This window comes from Franzmannia pantelleriensis (genome assembly GCF_900102875.1).
Lineage (GTDB): Bacteria > Pseudomonadota > Gammaproteobacteria > Pseudomonadales > Halomonadaceae > Franzmannia > Franzmannia pantelleriensis.
The window spans coordinates 263,950-282,096 of record NZ_FNGH01000003.1 but is presented as its reverse complement, the minus strand read 5'-3'; the positions used below and the strand labels follow the sequence as shown (position 1 = coordinate 282,096).

Annotated in this window: 15 protein-coding genes; 3 read left to right on the top strand and 12 right to left on the bottom strand. The window is 61.5% G+C overall.

From position 1 onward, the window contains the following. Nucleotides 1–2: 2 nt before the first annotated feature. From manD to BLT16_RS05555, 3 genes are all read right to left on the bottom strand, one after another. On the bottom strand, nucleotides 3–1,214 hold the full coding sequence (gene manD / locus BLT16_RS05565; protein WP_089657532.1) for a D-mannonate dehydratase ManD: 1,212 nt from the start codon (nucleotides 1,212–1,214) through the stop codon (nucleotides 3–5). After that, the gene (locus BLT16_RS05560) at nucleotides 1,211–1,948 is read right to left on the bottom strand and encodes a GntR family transcriptional regulator (protein WP_089657531.1); all 738 of its coding nucleotides are present in this window, start codon (nucleotides 1,946–1,948) and stop codon (nucleotides 1,211–1,213) included. The genes manD and BLT16_RS05560 overlap by 4 nt, the downstream gene beginning before the upstream one ends. Nucleotides 1,949–2,147: 199 nt before the next feature. After that, complete coding sequence (locus BLT16_RS05555) at nucleotides 2,148–2,855, bottom strand: glutathione S-transferase N-terminal domain-containing protein (RefSeq protein ID WP_089657530.1); 708 nt, start codon at nucleotides 2,853–2,855, stop codon at nucleotides 2,148–2,150. A 412-nt stretch (nucleotides 2,856–3,267) separates the two neighbouring features. Between BLT16_RS05555 and BLT16_RS05550 the strand changes: the two genes are divergently transcribed. Both BLT16_RS05550 and BLT16_RS05545 read left to right on the top strand, forming a co-directional pair. Beyond that, nucleotides 3,268–4,965 carry an L-lactate permease gene (locus BLT16_RS05550; RefSeq protein WP_089657529.1) on the top strand — a complete coding sequence of 566 codons (1,698 nt, stop codon included), beginning with the start codon at nucleotides 3,268–3,270 and terminating at the stop codon, nucleotides 4,963–4,965. Between the two features lie 118 nt (nucleotides 4,966–5,083). After that, on the top strand, nucleotides 5,084–6,382 hold the full coding sequence (locus tag BLT16_RS05545; protein WP_089657528.1) for an L-fuconate dehydratase: 1,299 nt from the start codon (nucleotides 5,084–5,086) through the stop codon (nucleotides 6,380–6,382). 17 nt (nucleotides 6,383–6,399) lie between these two features. On the opposite strand, the gene BLT16_RS05540 is transcribed toward BLT16_RS05545, so the two are convergent. The 8 genes from BLT16_RS05540 to BLT16_RS05505 all read right to left on the bottom strand — a co-directional run bounded on the left by BLT16_RS05540 (nucleotide 6,400) and on the right by BLT16_RS05505 (nucleotide 16,385). Next, on the bottom strand, nucleotides 6,400–9,408 hold the full coding sequence (locus BLT16_RS05540) for an FAD-binding and (Fe-S)-binding domain-containing protein (protein WP_089657527.1): 3,009 nt from the start codon (nucleotides 9,406–9,408) through the stop codon (nucleotides 6,400–6,402). A 35-nt stretch (nucleotides 9,409–9,443) separates the two neighbouring features. Then, nucleotides 9,444–10,652 (bottom strand): pyridoxal-phosphate-dependent aminotransferase family protein, encoded by a 1,209-nt coding sequence (locus tag BLT16_RS05535; RefSeq protein ID WP_089657526.1) that lies wholly within the window; start codon nucleotides 10,650–10,652, stop codon nucleotides 9,444–9,446. A 65-nt stretch (nucleotides 10,653–10,717) separates the two neighbouring features. Beyond that, a complete protein-coding gene (locus BLT16_RS05530; protein WP_089657592.1) occupies nucleotides 10,718–11,908 on the bottom strand; it encodes a CaiB/BaiF CoA transferase family protein in 1,191 nt (396 codons plus the stop codon). A 20-nt stretch (nucleotides 11,909–11,928) separates the two neighbouring features. Next, on the bottom strand, nucleotides 11,929–12,714 hold the full coding sequence (locus tag BLT16_RS05525; protein ID WP_089657525.1) for an enoyl-CoA hydratase/isomerase family protein: 786 nt from the start codon (nucleotides 12,712–12,714) through the stop codon (nucleotides 11,929–11,931). Between the two features lie 66 nt (nucleotides 12,715–12,780). Next, nucleotides 12,781–14,064, bottom strand: coding sequence for a TRAP transporter large permease (locus tag BLT16_RS05520; protein ID WP_089657524.1), 1,284 nt, complete (start codon nucleotides 14,062–14,064; stop codon nucleotides 12,781–12,783). Next, nucleotides 14,061–14,648, bottom strand: coding sequence for a TRAP transporter small permease (locus BLT16_RS05515; RefSeq protein ID WP_089657523.1), 588 nt, complete (start codon nucleotides 14,646–14,648; stop codon nucleotides 14,061–14,063). The genes BLT16_RS05520 and BLT16_RS05515 overlap by 4 nt, the downstream gene beginning before the upstream one ends. Nucleotides 14,649–14,731: 83 nt before the next feature. Next, nucleotides 14,732–15,709 carry a TRAP transporter substrate-binding protein gene (locus tag BLT16_RS05510; protein WP_089657522.1) on the bottom strand — a complete coding sequence of 326 codons (978 nt, stop codon included), beginning with the start codon at nucleotides 15,707–15,709 and terminating at the stop codon, nucleotides 14,732–14,734. Nucleotides 15,710–15,923: 214 nt separating this feature from the next. Continuing rightward, nucleotides 15,924–16,385: a GlcG/HbpS family heme-binding protein gene (locus tag BLT16_RS05505; protein WP_089657521.1), complete on the bottom strand. Its 462-nt coding sequence runs from the start codon at nucleotides 16,383–16,385 to the stop codon at nucleotides 15,924–15,926. Nucleotides 16,386–16,585: 200 nt separating this feature from the next. On the opposite strand from BLT16_RS05505, the gene BLT16_RS05500 reads away from it, so the two are divergent. After that, entirely contained in the window at nucleotides 16,586–17,269 is a 684-nt protein-coding gene (locus BLT16_RS05500; RefSeq protein WP_089657520.1) for a GntR family transcriptional regulator, read from the top strand. A gap of 3 nt (nucleotides 17,270–17,272) precedes the next feature. Here BLT16_RS05500 and glcC read toward each other — a convergent pair whose 3' ends face one another. After that, nucleotides 17,273–18,043: a transcriptional regulator GlcC gene (gene glcC, locus BLT16_RS05495; protein ID WP_089657519.1), complete on the bottom strand. Its 771-nt coding sequence runs from the start codon at nucleotides 18,041–18,043 to the stop codon at nucleotides 17,273–17,275. Nucleotides 18,044–18,147: the final 104 nt, after the last annotated feature.

Below are 18,147 nucleotides of genomic sequence, written 5' to 3'. Positions count from 1 at the left end.
CCTCACCAGTGCCAGAGGGTGCCGTCCTCGAGCCGATTGACCGGCAGGCTGGCACGCTTGTAGGGGTATTGGGCGGCCAGCGCTTCGTCGATATCGACGCCGTGGCCTGGCGCCTCGCCGACCAGGAAGTGGCCGTCCTCGAAACGGTAGTCGTGGGGAAAGACCTGATCGGTTTCCGCGCTATGCGGCATATGCTCCTGGATACCAAAATTGGGCACCCAGGTATCGAAGTGAACCGCCGCACCCAGACACACCGGCGACAGATCGGTGGGGCCATGGAAGCCGGTACGCACATGGTAGAGCCCGGCCAGGTCGGCAATGCGCCGCACATGGGTAATACCGCCGCCGTGCGAGAGCGGCGTACGGATATAGTCGATCCACTGGTTCTCGAGCAGCTCGCGATAGTCGTGGATCGAGTTGAATACCTCGCCTACCGCCAGCGGCGTGGTGGTGTGCTGGCGAATCAGCCGGAAGCTCTCCTGATTCTCGGCCGGCACGCAGTCCTCCAGCCAGAACAGGTGGTAGGGCTCCACCGCCTTGCCCAGCCGTGCCGCCTCGATGGGCGTCAAGCGGTGGTGGACATCGTGCAATAGGTGGATATCGTCGCCGAAGCGCTCGCGCACCGCGGCGAACAGCTTGGGTACATGATTGAGGTACTTCTCGGTGCTCCAGACGTGCTCGGCGGGCAGCTCGGCATCCGCCGGCTCGTAGCGCTCGCCCTGGCGCTTGGCCACACCATAGATGGTCGGGATACCTGGCACCCCGGCCTGCACGCGCACTGCGCGATAGCCGAGCTTGATATGCGTCTCGACCTCTGCCAGGCAGCTCTCGATATCCCTGCCGGTGCAGTGGGCATAGGTCATCACCCGCTCACGGCTCTTGCCACCGAGCAGCTGATAGAGCGGCATGTCCGCCGCCTTGGCCTTGATGTCCCACAGCGCCAGGTCGACGGCGGCAATCGCGGTCATGGTCACCGGCCCGCGCCGCCAGTAGGCACCGCGGTAGAGGTAGTGCCAGATATCCTCGATGCGGTTGGCATCGCGGCCGATCAAAGCGGGAATCACATGTTCCTCGAGATAGGCCACCACCGCCATCTCGCGGCCGTTGAGGGTGGCATCGCCGATGCCGTAGGTACCCGACTCGGTGACGATCTTGAGGGTGACGAAGTTGCGCCCCGGCGAGGTGACGACGGTATAGGCACGCTCGATTCTCATTGGCTCGCCTCCATGATCAGGGAATCGACCTGCTGCGCCTCGAACATCTCCGGGAAACGCCGCACCAGATCCGGCAATGACTGCAGTATCTCGCGCTGGTGAAGACGCATGGCCTGCTCGGCGCCTTCCACGTCGCGGGCCTCGATGGCCGCGACGATCGCCGCATGCTGGTCGATCAGGCGCGGTATCGGCGTGCTGTCGGGGACGCTGAGATAACGCACCCGGTCGAACTGCGCTTTGACCTCCTGGGTCACCTTCCACGCCGCCTGCTGGCCGATGGCCAGCGCCAGGGTGCGGTGGAAATCTTCGTCGAGGCGGTAGAAGCGATCGAAGTCGTGGGGGTCGATACAGCGTCGCTGACGATCGAGCAACTCATGCAACTCTGCCAGTTCCAACGCCTTCAGCCCCTTGGCGGCGGCACTGCGCACCACCGCCACCTCAATCGCTTCACGCACGAAGCGCGCCTCCAGCACCGCGCGCTGGGAAATTTTCACCACATAGGTGCCGCGCTGCGGGCGCACCTCGACCAAGCCGGCTTCGGAGAGTCGGATGAACGCCTCGCGCACCGGCTGACGGCTGACGGCAAAGGTTTCGGCGATCTCTTTCTCCGACAGCGCCTGACCCGGCGCCAGCACCATATGAATGATCGACTGCCGCAGTACCTGGTAAAGCCGTTGGCGTACTGACTCGGCGTCGTTGGTCTCACGCCAGAGTGTCTTGAGGGTTGTGTTCATAAGCCTCTCTCATCTTCGCCGGCGTTTATCCCGGCAACTGATATGACTAGTATGGTAGTTGCGTGTACAGCCTAGCGCGGTTAGACATTGGTCTAAGCCACCTGTCATTCCTCAAGGCTGTAGCCGCAATAAACGACGATGGCCCGACTAGCGGGCCATCGAAGGAAAGCGTGAAACGAGCATCAGGCTCGACAGTCGATTAGCGGTAACCGTCGCGAATATCCACGATGCGCGGAGCCGCTCGGCACAGGCCGTCGTTAAGATCGAGCATGCGTTCCATCCAGGCATAGACGGGATCAGCGTTGGAGACCAGATCCGCAGCCGATACTACCCGCGCCCACATGAAAGGAGCGAACACCAGATAGTCAGCCGCCGCCGGCGCCTCGCCATCCAGGAAATCCGCCTCTTCGAGACGTCCACGCAAAGGTTCCAAGGCGGCATCCAGTTGACTCAGTCCTCGACTCGGCGAGTGGAAGTCCTCAAGGCTGCGCCCGAAGCGCTTCTCGCGGGTTTCACGGAAGTACGCCCGGTCGCCAGGATGCAGCGCATTGAGCAGATCCATGATGATGGTGCGCATGATCGCCGGTGCCAACGAACGTTCGGCATAGAACTTGAAGAAGCGCGCCCTGGCCTCGGCGTGCTCGTCACCGAACAGCGGCGCACCAGGATAGGTGCGATCGAGATAACGCATGATCGCATAGCTATCGCACACGACCTCCTCGCCATCGACCAGTACCGGCACCGCCCCCTGGCCCGAGAACGCCAGCGCCTCCTTGTCGGCGAAGTGCCAGGGGCGCGTCTCGACATCGAGTCCTTTATGCGCCAGGGCCAACTTCACTCGCCAACAATAGGGCGAAAAGCGCAGCCCATCATCCTTTCCACTAAGGTCGTATAGCACAGGTAACATGTCGGTTTTCTCCTCGCCGGCTGACTTATCATTTCTATGAATCAAAGCATTAGTCGACATCTATCACCACCCCATGCTTCATCGGTTCAATCGACATAACCCATTGTCCATTAGTCGAACCAAGTCGTCATCAGGATGCGAAAAAGCTAAGCAATCCACTCCAAAAACTCATTACTTCCCCTTACTTCTCAATATGTTAACTGATTACACTAGAGCCAAACGCCCACTGGTCATACCAATTATCCACGAGTGGATTCAAAGGCCCTAATGCGATTATCTTGCCACGACCCGTCCATGGCGACGGTTCGCGGGGAGGTCGGCCAGTGCTGACGTCCCATGGACACGCAAGCGTCTCGCTCCCGTTGCTGGCATCGCTGGCGATGCTTGAGTAAAACAAGAGGAATCTTGCCTCATGAATGACTCTGTACTCGCGCTATTGGCGTTCACGCCATTGCTGTTGGCCGGTGTACTGCTGATAGGCTTCCGGATGGCCGCCAAGGTGGCCATGCCGATCGTCTTCGTGGTCTCCGCTCTGATCGCCCTGGTGGCTTGGGACATGACCTTCACTCGGGTCGTGGCCTCCTCGCTACAGGGGCTCATTCTTACCGTTTCGATCCTGTGGATCATCTTTGGCGCCATCCTGCTGCTCAACGCCATGAAGTATTCGGGCGGCATTGCGGCGATCCGTAACGGTTTCTCGGGTATCAGTCCCGATCGCCGTGTCCAGGCGATCATCGTGGCCTGGCTGTTCGGCTGTTTCATCGAGGGCGCTTCCGGGTTCGGCACCCCCGCCGCCGTGGCCGCACCGCTGATGGTGGCTCTCGGCTTCCCGGCGCTGGCCGCCGTCGTCGTCGGCATGATGATCCAGTCGACCCCGGTCTCCTTCGGCGCGGTGGGTACGCCCATCGTGGTCGGCGTCACCGGCGGTGTGAACCGCAGTGCCATCACCGAACGCCTCGAAGCCGACGGCGCCACCTGGCTGGAGTACTTCCGCTTGATCGCCGCAGAAGTGGCGATCGTCCACGGTATCGTCGGCGTGCTGATGCCGCTGATCATGGTAGTGATCATGGTGCGTTTCTTCGGCGCCAACCGCTCGTGGAAGGAAGGCCTGTCGATTGCGCCCTTTGCGATCTTCGCCGGGGTGGCCTTCGTGGTGCCCTACATGCTCGCCGGGGTCCTGCTGGGTCCGGAGTTCCCGTCGATGATCGGTGCCATGGTGGGTCTCGCCATCGTCGTGCCGGCGGCCCGCCGCGGCTTCCTGATGCCCAAGGACACCTGGGACTTCCCGCCCCGCGAGCAGTGGCTCGACGAGTGGATCGGCAAGCTCGAGATCAAGATGGACGACATCGCCGGCAAGCAGCCGCTGTCGACCTTCATGGGCTGGGTGCCCTATGTGCTGCTGGCCGTGCTGCTGGTGATCTCGCGCACCGTCGATCCGGTGCGTGAGGCGCTCAACTCAGTGGTGATCAGCTGGAACAACATCCTAGGGGAAGCCGGTGTATCAGGGGCGATCGCTCCCCTCTACCTGCCGGGTGGTATCCTGGTGTTCGTCGTCCTGCTCACGGCACTGATCCATCGCATGAAGTTCACCGACCTGCAGAAAGCCTTCGGTGAGTCTACCAAGACCATCATCGGTGCAGGCTTCGTGCTGATCTTCACCATTCCGATGGTACGGATTCTGATCAACTCAGGGGTCAACGGCTCGGACCTGGTTTCCATGCCGGTGGCCATGGCACAGTTCGTGGCCAATAGCGTAGGCGACATCTATCCGCTGTTTGCGCCTGCGGTGGGTGGCCTGGGCGCCTTCATCGCCGGTTCCAACACCGCCGCCAACCTGATGCTCGCCGAGTTCCAGTTCAACGTTGCCGAGCAGCTCGGCGTCTCCACGGCCATGATGGTCGCCCTGCAGGCTGTGGGTGCAGCAGCAGGTAACATGATCGCCATCCATAACGTGGTTGCGGCATCTGCCACCGTCGGTCTGCTCGGCCGCGAGGGTACGACCATCCGCAAGACCATTCTGCCGACGATCTACTACCTGACCTTCACCGGCATCATCGCGCTGATCGCCTTCTACGTGATCGGCGTCACGGATCCGCTGATGGGCAATTGACCACGCCCTGACGCAACGTCTGTACCAGCTGCGCCCCACCTTATAGGTGGGGCGCAGTCGTTTGCTGCCAGCGAAACCGCTAAGCTAGTATTACAGTATGACACCTAAGGAGACCCCCATGACGTCGATTACCCACCTCACGGTTGAGGATATTCGCTTCCCTACTTCGCGCTCGCTGGACGGCTCCGATGCCATGAACGCGGCACCCGACTACTCGGCCACCTACGTCACCCTGCATACCGATGCTGGCCTCAAGGGAAATGGCTTGACGTTCACCATTGGCCGCGGCAACGAACTCTGCGTCAAGGCAGTGGAATCCCTGGCCTACCTGGTTGAAGGGGAAACACTCGAGACGATCACAGCTGATATGGGCAGCTTCTGGCGCCGGATCACGACTAGCGACAGCCAACTGCGCTGGACCGGCCCCGAGAAGGGGGTCATCCATCTAGCCACCGCCGCCATCGTTAATGCGCTCTGGGATCTGTGGGCCAAGTCAGAAGGTAAACCGGTATGGAAGTTGCTAGTCGACATGTCGCCTGAGCAACTGGTTAAAAGCCTCGACTTCCGTTTCGTCAGCGACGTTCTCACCCCGCAGGAGGCACTGGGCCTGCTCAAACGCCAAGCCGCCGGTCGCGATGCTCGCGAAGCCGAGCTGCGCGAGCACGGCTATCCCGGCTATACAACCTCGGCAGGGTGGCTCGGCTACCCGGATGACAAGGTACGCCGCCTGGCCCGCGAGGCTCTGGCCGAGGGCTGGACCCATTTCAAGCAGAAAGTCGGCGGGGATCTTGAGGAAGATCGACGCCGTGCGCAGATTCTGCGAGAGGAGATCGGCTGGGACCGCGCGCTGATGATGGATGCCAACCAAATGTGGGACGTCGACGAAGCCATTGCCAACATGCGCCAGCTGGCCGAGTTCGACCCACTATGGATCGAGGAGCCGACCAGCCCCGACGATATCCTCGGCCACGCCGAAATTCGCCACCGCTTGGGCTCGATCGGCGTAGCCACTGGCGAGCACTGCCACAACCGGGTGATGTTCAAGCAGCTACTGCAGGCCGAGGCCATCGACTACTGCCAGCTTGATGCGGCGCGACTCGGCGGACTCAACGAGGTGATCGTGGTACTACTGATGGCTGCCAAGTATGGCGTGCCGGTATGCCCCCACGCCGGCGGCGTCGGGCTGTGTGAGTACGTACAGCACGTCTCGATGTTCGACTACATTGCCGTGTCCGGCTCCCTGGAAGGACGCATTCTCGAATACGTCGACCACCTTCACGAGCACTTTGAACACCCGGTAGTGATCCGCAAAGGTCACTACCAGGTACCTACCGCTCCGGGTTACAGCATCACCCTAAAGGCCGACTCACTGGCAGAGCACACCTATCCGAACGGCCCCGCCTGGCAAACGCACTGATGTCAATGCGTCCTAGCTCAGCTGACGTCCAGCGCCTGCTCCAGCAGGCGCGCCACATGCACCGCCTCTCGCCCGCTGCCGTCCTTGATCTGGTGACGGCAGCTGGTCCCGTCAGCAACAACCACGGCGTCACTATCCGCCTCACGGATCGCCGGCAGCAGCGACAGCTCAGCCATCTTTAGCGAGGCATCGTAGTGTTCCACCTCGTAGCCGAAGCTCCCCGCCATGCCGCAGCAGGATGAGGTGATGGTCTCGACCTGGAGTTCAGGAATCCAACCCAGCACCTGCTCCACCGGTCGCAAGGCATCGAAGGCCTTCTGGTGACAATGGCCATGGAGCATCACCCGTTTGTGGGGCAATGGTTTGAGCGTCAGAGGCAACTGCTCGGCGGCCATGGCCTCGACTAGGAACTCTTCGAACAGGTAGGCCGCGTCGGCCAGCGCTCGCGCCTCGTCGCCGAATCCATACTGCAAGAACTCATCTCGCATGGTGAGCAGACACGACGGCTCGAGGCCGACGATCGATACGCCACGCTGCACAAACGGCATCAGATGCTCGAGGGTGCGTCGCGCTTCGGCCTTGGCCTTGTCGAACTGGCCCGACGACAGATAGGTGCGACCGCAGCAGAGTGGCCGCTGCCCCTGCTTGACGTTGAGATGCACCCGATAGCCGGCCGCCTCCAATACACGCTTGGCGGCCTCGGCATTAGCACCCTCCATGTAGTTGTTGAAGGTATCGACGAACAGCAGCACTTCGCGAGCCCCGGCAGCAATGCCGTTGGGCGCCTCGGCGGCGGCCAGGAAGTTTCCGTCGAAGACCGGCAGGGCACGCTGCGGTGCCAGCTTGAGCACTTGTTTTACGCGTCGGGCAAGGAACGGCACTCGTTCGACGCCGTTAAGCAGTCCGGAAAAGCGGCTCGCCCAGGGCGCATAGCGCGGCATTTCACCGACCATGCGGTCGCGCAAGCTCAGCCCCATGGCGCGAGCCCTGGCAGTGCGAGCCTCGATCTTAAACTTGGCCATGTCGACCCCGGTCGGGCAGTCGCGCTTGCAGCCCTTGCACGATACGCACAGATCCAGCGCCTCCTTGACATCGTCGCTGGCTAGCCCTTCGTCACCGAGTTGGCCGGACAACACCAGTCGCAGGGTATTGGCGCGCCCTCGGGTCAGGTGCTGCTCATCTTGGGTGATGCGGTAGCTTGGGCACATGGTGCCAGCATCGAACTTGCGGCAGTGCCCATTGTTGTTGCACATCTCTACCGCCATGGCCAGGCCATGGGTGGCATCCCCTCCTGAGCCGGGAGGCGTCTGATCACCAGTTAGCGGATCGCGTTTGACATTCCAGGCCGACCAGTCGAATACCGGGGTCAGCGGAATCGCCTGATAATCCTTGGCGAAGCGAAAGTAGCGCGAGTCATCCATCTTCGGCGTATCGACGATCTTGCCCGGATTGAGCAGGTTCTCGGGGTCGAACAGCTGCTTGATGTCGCGGAAGGCGTCGTTGACGGTGGGACCGAATTGCCAGGCCACCCACTCGCCGCGACACAGCCCATCGCCGTGCTCACCGGAGTAGGCGCCTTTGTATTCGCGCACCAACGCCGATGCCTGCTCGGCGATCTCGCGCATCTTTTCGGCGCCATCACGGCGCATATCGAGGATCGGACGCACGTGCAGAGTGCCAACGCTAGCGTGAGCGTACCAAGTGCCTTCAGTACCGTAGCGGTGGAATACTTGGGTGAGTTTGTCGGTGTACTCAGCAAGGTGCTCCAGCGGCACCGCACAATCCTCGATAAAGGATACCGGCTTACCGTCACCCTTCATGCTCATCATGATGTTGAGCCCCGCCTTGCGCACGTTCCACAGCGCTTTCTGCTCGGCGGCCTCGGGCATATCGACCACGCTGCCCGGCAGTCCCAGGTCGCCCATCAATTGGTTGAGAGACGCTAACGCCTGGCGCTGTGCGGCCTCGTCCTGGCCGGCAAACTCCACCAGCAGAATCGCCTCCGGCTTGCCGATCAACGCCTTCTCGATCACCGGTCGGAAGGCGGGATTCTCCAGCGACAGATCGATCATGGTGCGATCGACCAACTCCACCGCGGTGGGATCGAGTTCAACGATATGCTGGGTGAAATCCATCGCCTGATAGAAGGTGGGGAAATTCACCACCCCCAGCACCTTGTGCGTGGGCAACGGCGAGAGTCGCAGGGTAATACGCCGGCTGACCCCGAGGGTGCCCTCTGAACCAACCAGCAGGTGCGCCAGGTTAACCCGCCCATCGGGATCATAAGGCTTGGGGTTCTGACAATCGAACAGATCGAGGTTGTAACCCCCAACGCGTCGCAGCACCTTGGGAAAGTGCTCGCGAATCTCCGGGCCGACCCGCTCGGCAATCGCCTTGACCTGCGCAGCGAGTCGCTGTTCAGGCGAGCCCTCGGCCAGGCGGTCGACAAAACCGAATGCCACCTCGCTGCCATCTGCCATTCGTGCCTCGACGCCGAGCACGTTGTGAACCATGTTGCCGTAGCGAATCGAGCGCGACCCACAGGAATTGTTTCCAGCCATCCCGCCGATGGTGCATTGGGCGCTGGTCGAGACATCCACCGGGTACCAAAGGCCATGTGGCTTCAGCCAGGCATTGAGGTGGTCGAGTACGATGCCGGGCTCCACCGTCACCGTGCGCGCATCAGCATCGAACTCGATCACTTCCTTCAAATAGCGCGTGGTATCGATCACCAGCGCCTCGCCCACCGTCTGGCCACACTGGCTGGTCCCTGCTCCCCGGGCCAGCACCGGCACCTTGGCGTCGCGGGCAATATCCAGCGCCAGCCCCAAGTCCGCCTGGTGACGCGGAATAACCACTCCCACCGGTGTTACCTGATATATCGATGCATCAGTCGAGTAGCGCCCCCGCGAGGCCTGATCAAACAGCACCTCGCCTGCAAGTTCACGGGATAGCCGTGTTGCCAGCTCGGTCACCGGCTTAACCTTGGCATCGCGGGATTGGGTCTTGTCGGTCAGGGACGTCATGCCGCCCTCCTCAGTCGTTCACCTGGGCCAAGCGGTCAAACAGCGCGGTTCAGCGGGTTGGCTGCGAAGTAGTCAAGCGCCGCCGCAACGCCACTGCCTTTGAGCGAGATGCCGGCCAGTTTCATGCCAGCCTCACAGCCGCCCAGCGTCGCGATCAGCGTCAGGTCATTGCAGTCGCCCAGGTGACCGATACGAAACATCTTGCCCTTGGCCTTGCCAAGCCCCGTGCCCAGCGAGAGATCGAAGCGCTCGTAGATAATCTTGCGCACCTCATCGGCGTCGATCTCTTCCGGCACCACGACGCCGGTAAGTACCGGCGAATAGACCTCGGGTTCCTGGCACTGGATCTCGAGCCCCCAGGCCTCGACGGCGGTACGTACCCCTGCTGCCCAACGTTGATGACGAGCCAACACATTCTCCAAGCCCTCGTCGAGGAGCATGTCCAGTGCCTCGTTAAGGCCGTAGAGCAGGTTGGTGCTCGGTGTGTAGGGCCAGTAGCCGTTCTGGTTGGCCTCGAGAATCTCGTCCCAGGCCCAGAAACTCTTGGGCAGCTTGGCCGCCTTACTGACCTCGATGGCCTTGGGAGAGAGCGCATTGAAGCTGATGCCGGGCGGCAGCATCAGGCCCTTCTGGGAACCCGACACTGTCACGTCCACCCCCCACTCGTCGTGGCGGAAATCGGCACTGGCCAGCCCCGAGATGGTATCCACGATCAGCAGCGCCGGATGACCGGCAGCATCGATGGCACGGCGTACCGCGGCGATGTTGCTGGTGACGCCAGTGGAGGTCTCGTTATGCACCACGCACACCGCCTTGATGTCGTGGCCGCTATCTTCCTTGAGCCGCGCCTCGATCATGTCGGCCTGAACACCATGCCGCCAGCCCTCGTAGCCCGGCAGTCCGATGAACTCTGGCTCAAGGCCCAGGCGCACCGCCATTTTCTGCCACAGGGTGGCGAAGTGGCCGGTCTCGAACATCAGCACCCGATCCCCCGGCGACATGGTATTGGCCAATGCCGCCTCCCAGGCCCCGGTGCCTGAGGCCGGATAGATGATGACCGGATGCTTGGTCTTGAAGATCTTCTGGATCTTGGCCAGCAGCTCAAGGCCCAGGGCGCCGAACTCGGGGCCGCGGTGGTCGATGGTCGGCAGGCTCATGGCGCGCAGGATACGGTCCGGCACCGGCGACGGGCCGGGAATCTGCAGGAAGTGGCGGCCGGAGGGATGGAAATCGAGCTTCAACATGGTGGTGTCTCCAGGAACAGGTTGTACTTTTGATAATGAATGCAATTGATGTCATCAAAACAGCGTTACTTGACGCATCCCTCGGCGCGCAGCGTGGCGATATCCTGCGGGGAGAGTCCCAGGGTCGCGGTCAGCACCTCGTCGGTATGCTGGCCGAACAGCGGTGCCGGTGAGCGGATCTGCGACGGCGTGCGCGAGAACTTGCTAGGAAAGCCGATGGTCTTCATCTTGCCGATAACCGGGTGCTCCATCTCCTCGACCATGCTACGGGCCAGATAGTGCTCGTCTTGCATCGCCTGGCCGAAATCGTTGATCGGCCCCGCCGGCACCCCTGCCTTATCGCACAGCGTCAGCCAATAGTCGGTGTCCTGCTCGGCCATGAGCTCCTCGAGCAGCGCCTCAAGTTCTTCGACGTGCTGGCCGCGCTCGTGATTGGTGACAAAACGGGGATCGGCCATAAGATCGTCGCGCTCCAGCACATCGCCGCACAGGCGCTCCCAGGTACGCTGATTGGCACAGCCCAGCATCAGATAGCCATCCCGCGTCTTGAGCGCCTGATAAGGCGCCGACACCCTATGACGCCAACCGGTCGGCTCCGGCACCCTGCCCTCGGCGAAATAGGCTGCCGCCTCCCAGGCGAACCACGGCAGGCCGCACTCGGTGATCGCAATATCGATATGCTGCCCTTCGCCGGTGGTCATCTTGTGGATATGTGCGGCGAGGATCGAGTAGACCGCGGTGATTCCGGCGCCGATGTCGTAGACCGCGATGCCGGTCTTCAATGGCCGACGCCCGGGTTCGCCGGTCATCGACATCAGGCCACTCATGCCCTGGGCCACCAGGTCGAAGCCGCCGCGGTGGCTGTAAGGACCGGTCTGGCCGTAGCCGGAGATCGAGCAGTATACGATGCCCGGGTTGATGGCCTTGATGGTGTCGTAGTCTATCTTGAGCGACTTGGTGACCCCGGTACGGTAGTTCTCGACGATCACGTCGGCATCCTCGGCCAGGCGATAGAAGATCTGCCGGGCCCGCTCATCCTTGAGGTTCAAGGAGATGCTCTTCTTGTTGCGGTTGATCTGCGAGAAGCAGGTCGATTCATCGTTGACGTAGGGCCCCATCTGGCGGCTATCGTCGCCGCCGTTGGTCTTCTCGACCTTGATCACCTCGGCCCCCATGTCGGCCAGCACCATGGTGCAGTAGGGGCCGGCCATGATCTGAGAGATATCCAATATTTTCAGGTTGTCTAAGGGAAGCATCGGCTCCACCTCGCTTGTCATTAGTGACCCGTCCACTCGAACGGTGTCTTGTTGACGAACTTGTTGACCGCCGCCTTGAAATCGTCGCTCATGTAGCAAGTGATAACCCAGTCATCGCCGGCATCACGTGCGGCACGCCGCTGCTCCTGCACCCGCCCAATCAGGGCCTTGCTGGCCTGCACCGTGAGCGGTGCGCGCCGAGTGAACTGGGAAGCCACATCGGCCACCCGGGCATGGATCTCGTCGGGCTCGATCACTGCATTCACCAGGCCGGCCATGCTGGCCTCGTCAGCGCTGAACAGCTTGCCAAGCATCAGCGCTTCCTTGGTGCGTGCGATACCCACCATGTCGATCAGCCGCGACACATTGGTGATCGACAGGCAGTTGCCCAGGGTCTTGGCGATGGGCACCCCAAACTTGAGACTCGGTGTGCAGTAGCGAAAATCGCAGACCATGGCGAGTGCCGCTCCGCCACCTACGCAGGCACCCTCGACGAGTGCAATGGTCGGCTTGTTCAGCGTTTCCAGCTTGCCGACCACGCGATCGATACGGCGCTCGTAGCCGATCGCGTCCTCGGGCTTGGAAAAGTGGCTGAACTGGGTGATATCGGTGCCGGCCACGAAGGCCTCCCCGCCGACCCCATGCAGTACCACGGCGTGGACATGCTCATCCTTTGCCAGTTGATCGCAGCAGGCCTCCAGGGCGTCGTACATCTCCCAGGTCATGGCATTGCGGCTCTGTGGGCGATTGAAACCCAGCCAGGCCACCCCGTCACGCACCTCGAACAGCAGGCTCTCTTCGTTCATATGCCTCTCCATACCCCTCCTGGCGCGACTCGGCCGGGAGGGGTGCCTTGGCTAACGATAGCGGGCTTAGCGATAGAAGAACTCGACCAGCGCCATGGGAATTGCCGGGATATAGGTGACCATCAACAGCACCACCAGCAGGACGCTGATAAAGCCCAGGTTGGAGCGGGTCACCGACCAGACATCACTCTTGGCGATCGAGCAGGCGGTGATCAGCACGCTCGCCACCGGCGGCGTCTGCTGGCCAATGGCCAGGTTGAGACAGACCACCAGGCCGAAGTGCACGGGATCGATCCCGGCCGCACCGACCAGCGGCATGACGATGGGCACCACCAGAATGATCGCCGCCGCCGAGTGCAGGAACAGCCCGATCAGCAGGAAGAAGACGTTCAGCATCATCAGGATGGCGTACTTGTTATCCGTCAGGCCAAGCACCGCCTGGGCCAGCTGCTGCGGCATACGCATTTCGGTCAGGAAGACCCCGATCAGCGCCGAGGCCGCCACCAGCAGCATCACCACCGCGGTCTGCTGGCCACCATCAATGATCGCCTTGTAGAGGGTACGCATATCCAGTTCACGATAGATCACGGCGCTAATGAAGATCGCCGCCGCTACCGCCAACCCCGCGCCCTCGGTAGCCGTCACGAAGCCACCGAAGATCGAACCAAGGATGATGATCGGCAGGGTCAGCGCCCAGCTGGCCTCCTTGGCGGTCTGCTTGACCCGCTTCCACTGGAACACCTCCTCCACCGGCCAGTTGTACTTGCGCGCGTAGTAGTAACACAGCGCCGCCAGGCCACCGGCGCCGAGCAGGCCCGGCACGATACCGGCCACGAACAACTGGACGATGGAGGCCCCGGACATCACCCCGTAGAGGATCATCGGGATCGACGGTGGGATAATGATCGCCAGCGACGCCGACGACGACGTTACCGCAGCCGCGAACGAGCTGGGATAGCCGCGCTTCTTCATCGCCGGGATCAGCACAGAGCCGGTGGCCGCCACATCGGCCACCGCCGAGCCGGAAATTTCGGCAAAGAACAGCGAGACACCGACATTGATCATCGCCAGCCCGCCGCGAATAAAACCGAACAGCGCTGAAGCAAAGGCGATCAGGCGCTTGGATATCCCACCGGTGTTCATGATGGCACCGGCCAGCACGAACATCGGAATCGCCAGCAGCGGAAAGCTACTCGCCCCCTCGAACATAGTCAGCCCGATGTTGGGCAGCATCTCGAGGCCCTGAAAGGCGACGATGGCTACCGTCGCCACGATCGCCAGCGCCACGGCGATGGGCAGCCCCATCAGGATCAGCCCGATCAAGCCAATTATCATGAACGGTAGTGTCATGGCTGATCCCTCTTCGTCAGTGATTCCGCGGTGAAGCCGGCTCGCGCGTTGTCACGCTCAGCCTCGGCAATGGCGTGGCGGATCTCCTCCTCTTCCTGGGTCAGGCCGGCGCGCACCTTGGCCAAATGACCTGGCATGCTCAGCAGTTGGGCAATGATAAAGAGACCGGCGCCGATGGGGATGACCGACTGAGTGAAGGTGAGCGGAACCCAGCGCAGAGTGATCAGCGCCATGCCTTGCATGACATCGAGGACCACCAGCCCGGCCCAGCCGAGGGTAAGGAAGAAGCCGATAAACAGCGCCTCTGACACATAGGTGACAGGCATGCGGATGTGCACCGGCAAGGCGGCCACCACGCCGTCGACACCGATATGGCCGCGCTTGAGTGCCGCTAAGGCCCCAGCATAGTAGGTCAACCACACCAGCATGATGGCGGCGACTTCGTCATACCAGGAGGGGGTCCGCCAGGCGTAGCGGGTCACCACCGCATAGAGCACCACCAGCGTCAGCGACACCATCAGCACCACCGTGATGATCTCGAGCAAACGCTCCATGATGCGGGAGAGTTGGTTCACAGTACCCATGGATCTCGACTCATTGAGGTAGGGGACAGAAGCCCCCGCGCCACCCAAGCGGCGCGGGGGAGAGGTCTAGCACGGGCGTTGACTTAGTCGTTACCGAGCGCCAGGACTTGGTCGATCAGCTCCTGGGAGCCGGGCACCTCGGCCGCGAACGCCTCATAAATGGGCGAAGACGCCTCGATGAAGGTCGAGGTATCGACCTCATTCACTTCTGTTCCCGCTTCTTCAATGACCGCGATCAGGTCCTGGTCGAGCTGGGCGGCGTGCTCATAGACATATGCCTGGGTCTCCCGGGCCGCCTCGATGATAATCTCCTGTATCTCTTCGGGCAGGTTGTTGAAGCGTCGACCAGAGGTGAGATAGGCCGGGGTATAGACATGGCCCGTCAACGATAGATAGTCCTGGACCTCCTGGAAGCGCTGGCCGGCGATCTGGGCCAAGGGGTTCTCCTGGCCATCCATGACGCCGGTCTGCAGGGCCATGAACACCTCGGAGAGAGACATCGGCGAAGGCTCGGCGCCATACTCCTCGAACATACGTACCCGCCACACGCCCTGAGGCACACGCAGCTTGACGCCGCGCAGGTCCTCGGGGGTGTTGATGGCGCGGCGGTTGTTGGTGATATGGCGGAAACCATTTTCCCATACGGCCAGAATACGATAACCATTCCCTTCGGCTAGTGGCGCCAGGTGGGGCCAGAAGACCTCCTCCTCGACCCGCTGCATGTGCTCGCGGTCCTGAATCAGATAAGGCAGCTCGAACAAGCCAAACTCGTCGGCCACCGACGACATAATGGTGGAGGGTAGCGCCAGGTCGACCGTACCCAGGCGCAAGCGCTGCAGCAGTTCGGAATCGGTACCCAGCTGGCTAGAGCCGAACGGGACAACTTCGTAGGGTTCCGGTAGACGCTCGTTTACCAGTCCGGCGAAGTAGTTGGCGGAATCGGTAAATAGCGAGTCAGGCCCACCGACGTGGCCAAAGGTGATCTCGCGAGCCTGAGCCTGCAGCGATACCGACGCTACCGCGATGGCGAGCGTGGCGACAGCGACACGTGGAAAAAGCATGGCGTGTTACCTCTTTGTTCTAGTGTTGGCACGATGCCTGGTTGGATGCGCGTTGCGCTTTTTTGTGGTTATGCAGTGTTGCGAAACCGCTAGTCGGTTGGTGAACAATGCCGGCATTGATAAATTGAATTCTTTATTCAAAGCCTGACGATCAAGCTAGTCGGCGATGGCGATGGGTGTCAAGGCGCCATTGGACATAGAACGCTCCGCGCGATCACTCCGGCACCAACCCCCAGGTCAGACCAGCAGCTTCAATGCCCGCCTGAGCCGCACGCTGGTCCTCGGCGGAAGAGGCGCCACTGACGCCAACGGCACCAATGACCAACTGCTGTTCGTCGAGTATCAACACGCCACCCGCAACAGGCACGAATTGACCACCGGAAGCAACGGCGACACTAGCGAGAAACGCCGGGCGCTCGGCATTGCGCTCTCCCACCACGCCGCTGGACGCGCCGTTGCCCAGCGCGGCATACGCCTTGCCCCGGGCAACCGGAAAGCGCAGCGGAGCACAGCCATCCTCGCGTTCAACAGCCACCACATGGCCACCGCCGTCGAGAACGACCACGCTGAGCGGCTCCATGTGCGCTTCACGAGCGTTGGCGAACGCACCATCGAGGATACTTCGCGCCTGAGCGCGGGTAAGATCGACTCGGCAGCGATATACGTTTCCAGCCATGATGCAACTCCTCTCATTGTCATTATCGTTATGGGCCTGGATCCGCGACGTAGGCACAATGAAGGCCCTTGCCGGAATTATGAATTCATAATACCTTTTGCACTATGCCGTCAACATCGCCACCATAGAAAGTGAGGAGGCGGGTAGCGACACCCTGGCAAGGACGTCCTGCGGGCCGGCCGCGAACAAGGAACTCACGCATGAGCAAAATTCAGCATCGCAACCTTTACCGAGAAGTCGCCGATCGTATCCGAGAACTGATCGAACATGGCGAGTTGCCCCCCGGTGAGCGCATCTCGGAAAAACAACTGTGCGAAACCTTCGGCGTTTCGCGCACGCCGCTGCGCGAAGCCCTAAAGGTGCTGGCCTCGGAAGGGTTGGTCGAACTGCTACCCAATCGCGGCGCACGGGTCATGCAGCTAACCGTCAAAATGGTCAAGGACACCTACGACCTGATGGGGGCATTGGAGGGCTTATCTGGCGAACTGGCCTGTCAACAGATTAGCGATGAGGGTATCGTCGCCATCTGCCAGCTGCATGAGCAGATGCTGGAGCACTACCGTAACCGCGAGATGCAGCCCTACTTCGCGGTCAATCGACAGATCCACGAAAGCATCCTGGCAGCGGCCAACAATGAGGTGCTGGAGGAGATGTACAATAACCTCAGCTACCGTGTGAAGCGGGTACGCTACTCGAAGAAAATGACCGATGCCTTCTGGCGGCAAGCGGTCAATGACCACGAGATGATGATAGTGGCGCTTAAAGCGCGTGATGGAAAACGACTGGGGCAGATCCTGCGCGACCACCTGTGCCACAAGCTGGAGGTAGTTACTCTGGCCGGTGTCATTGAAGACGACGAGTTGATCAACGCCGCCAACGGCTGAGCCCTACTCCCACCCCTCCAAACGCATCGCAGAGCGCTCCAGACGCTGCGTCTCGACCTCGATGTCACGCAGCCGCTCGCCGATGCTGGTCAGATGCTCCAGCGCCACCCGCTTGGCCAGCGCCGGCTTGCCCTGCACCACTGCTTCGTGAAGGTCGGCATGCTGACGGTTGATCATCTCGCGCGGCTCGGCGCGGTGGTAGAGATTCTTGACCGAGGCGAATACCGAGCTGAGCAACAGATCGGTAAGGCTCTGCAGCGTATGCACCAACACCGGGTTGTGCGAGGCCTGGCAGATCGCCAGATGGAAGGCATGGTCGAGCCTCGCCAGACGCTCGACGTCGATGATGCCAGCCTCTGCCACATAATCCGCCATCTCCAGATAGTGACGAGTGATCAACACCCGGTCGGCAGGCGTGCCACGGCTGGCGGCAAGAAACGCCGACTCACCCTCCAACAATGCACGCACTTCCAACAGGTCATAGAGCGTGCGGGGCTGGCTCTTGAACAGATGCATCAGCGGGTTATCGTCCCGCGGCGGCACCAGCTGCGCCACGCTGGAACCTCGTCCGTGACGGGTGTCGATTACCCCCTTGCTGCGCAGTATGCGTAGCCCTTCGCGCAGCGAGGAGCGCGACACCCCCAGCTTGTCACATAGCCGCCGCTCGGAAGGCAGCAGTTGGCCGGGGCGAAACACCCCATCGAGAATCAGCTGTTCCAGGGTCGCCGCCACCCCGTCAGGGGTGCGCAGGCCGTGATCAGACGTCAAAGGCATGGCGGGCTCCTCGCATCTGCGGATGGGCAAACTAGCCTGATAGGCTGCCAGGATGTAGATTGGAAAGTATTTCCACAATATAGACCAATGTCTGGTCTGACCAG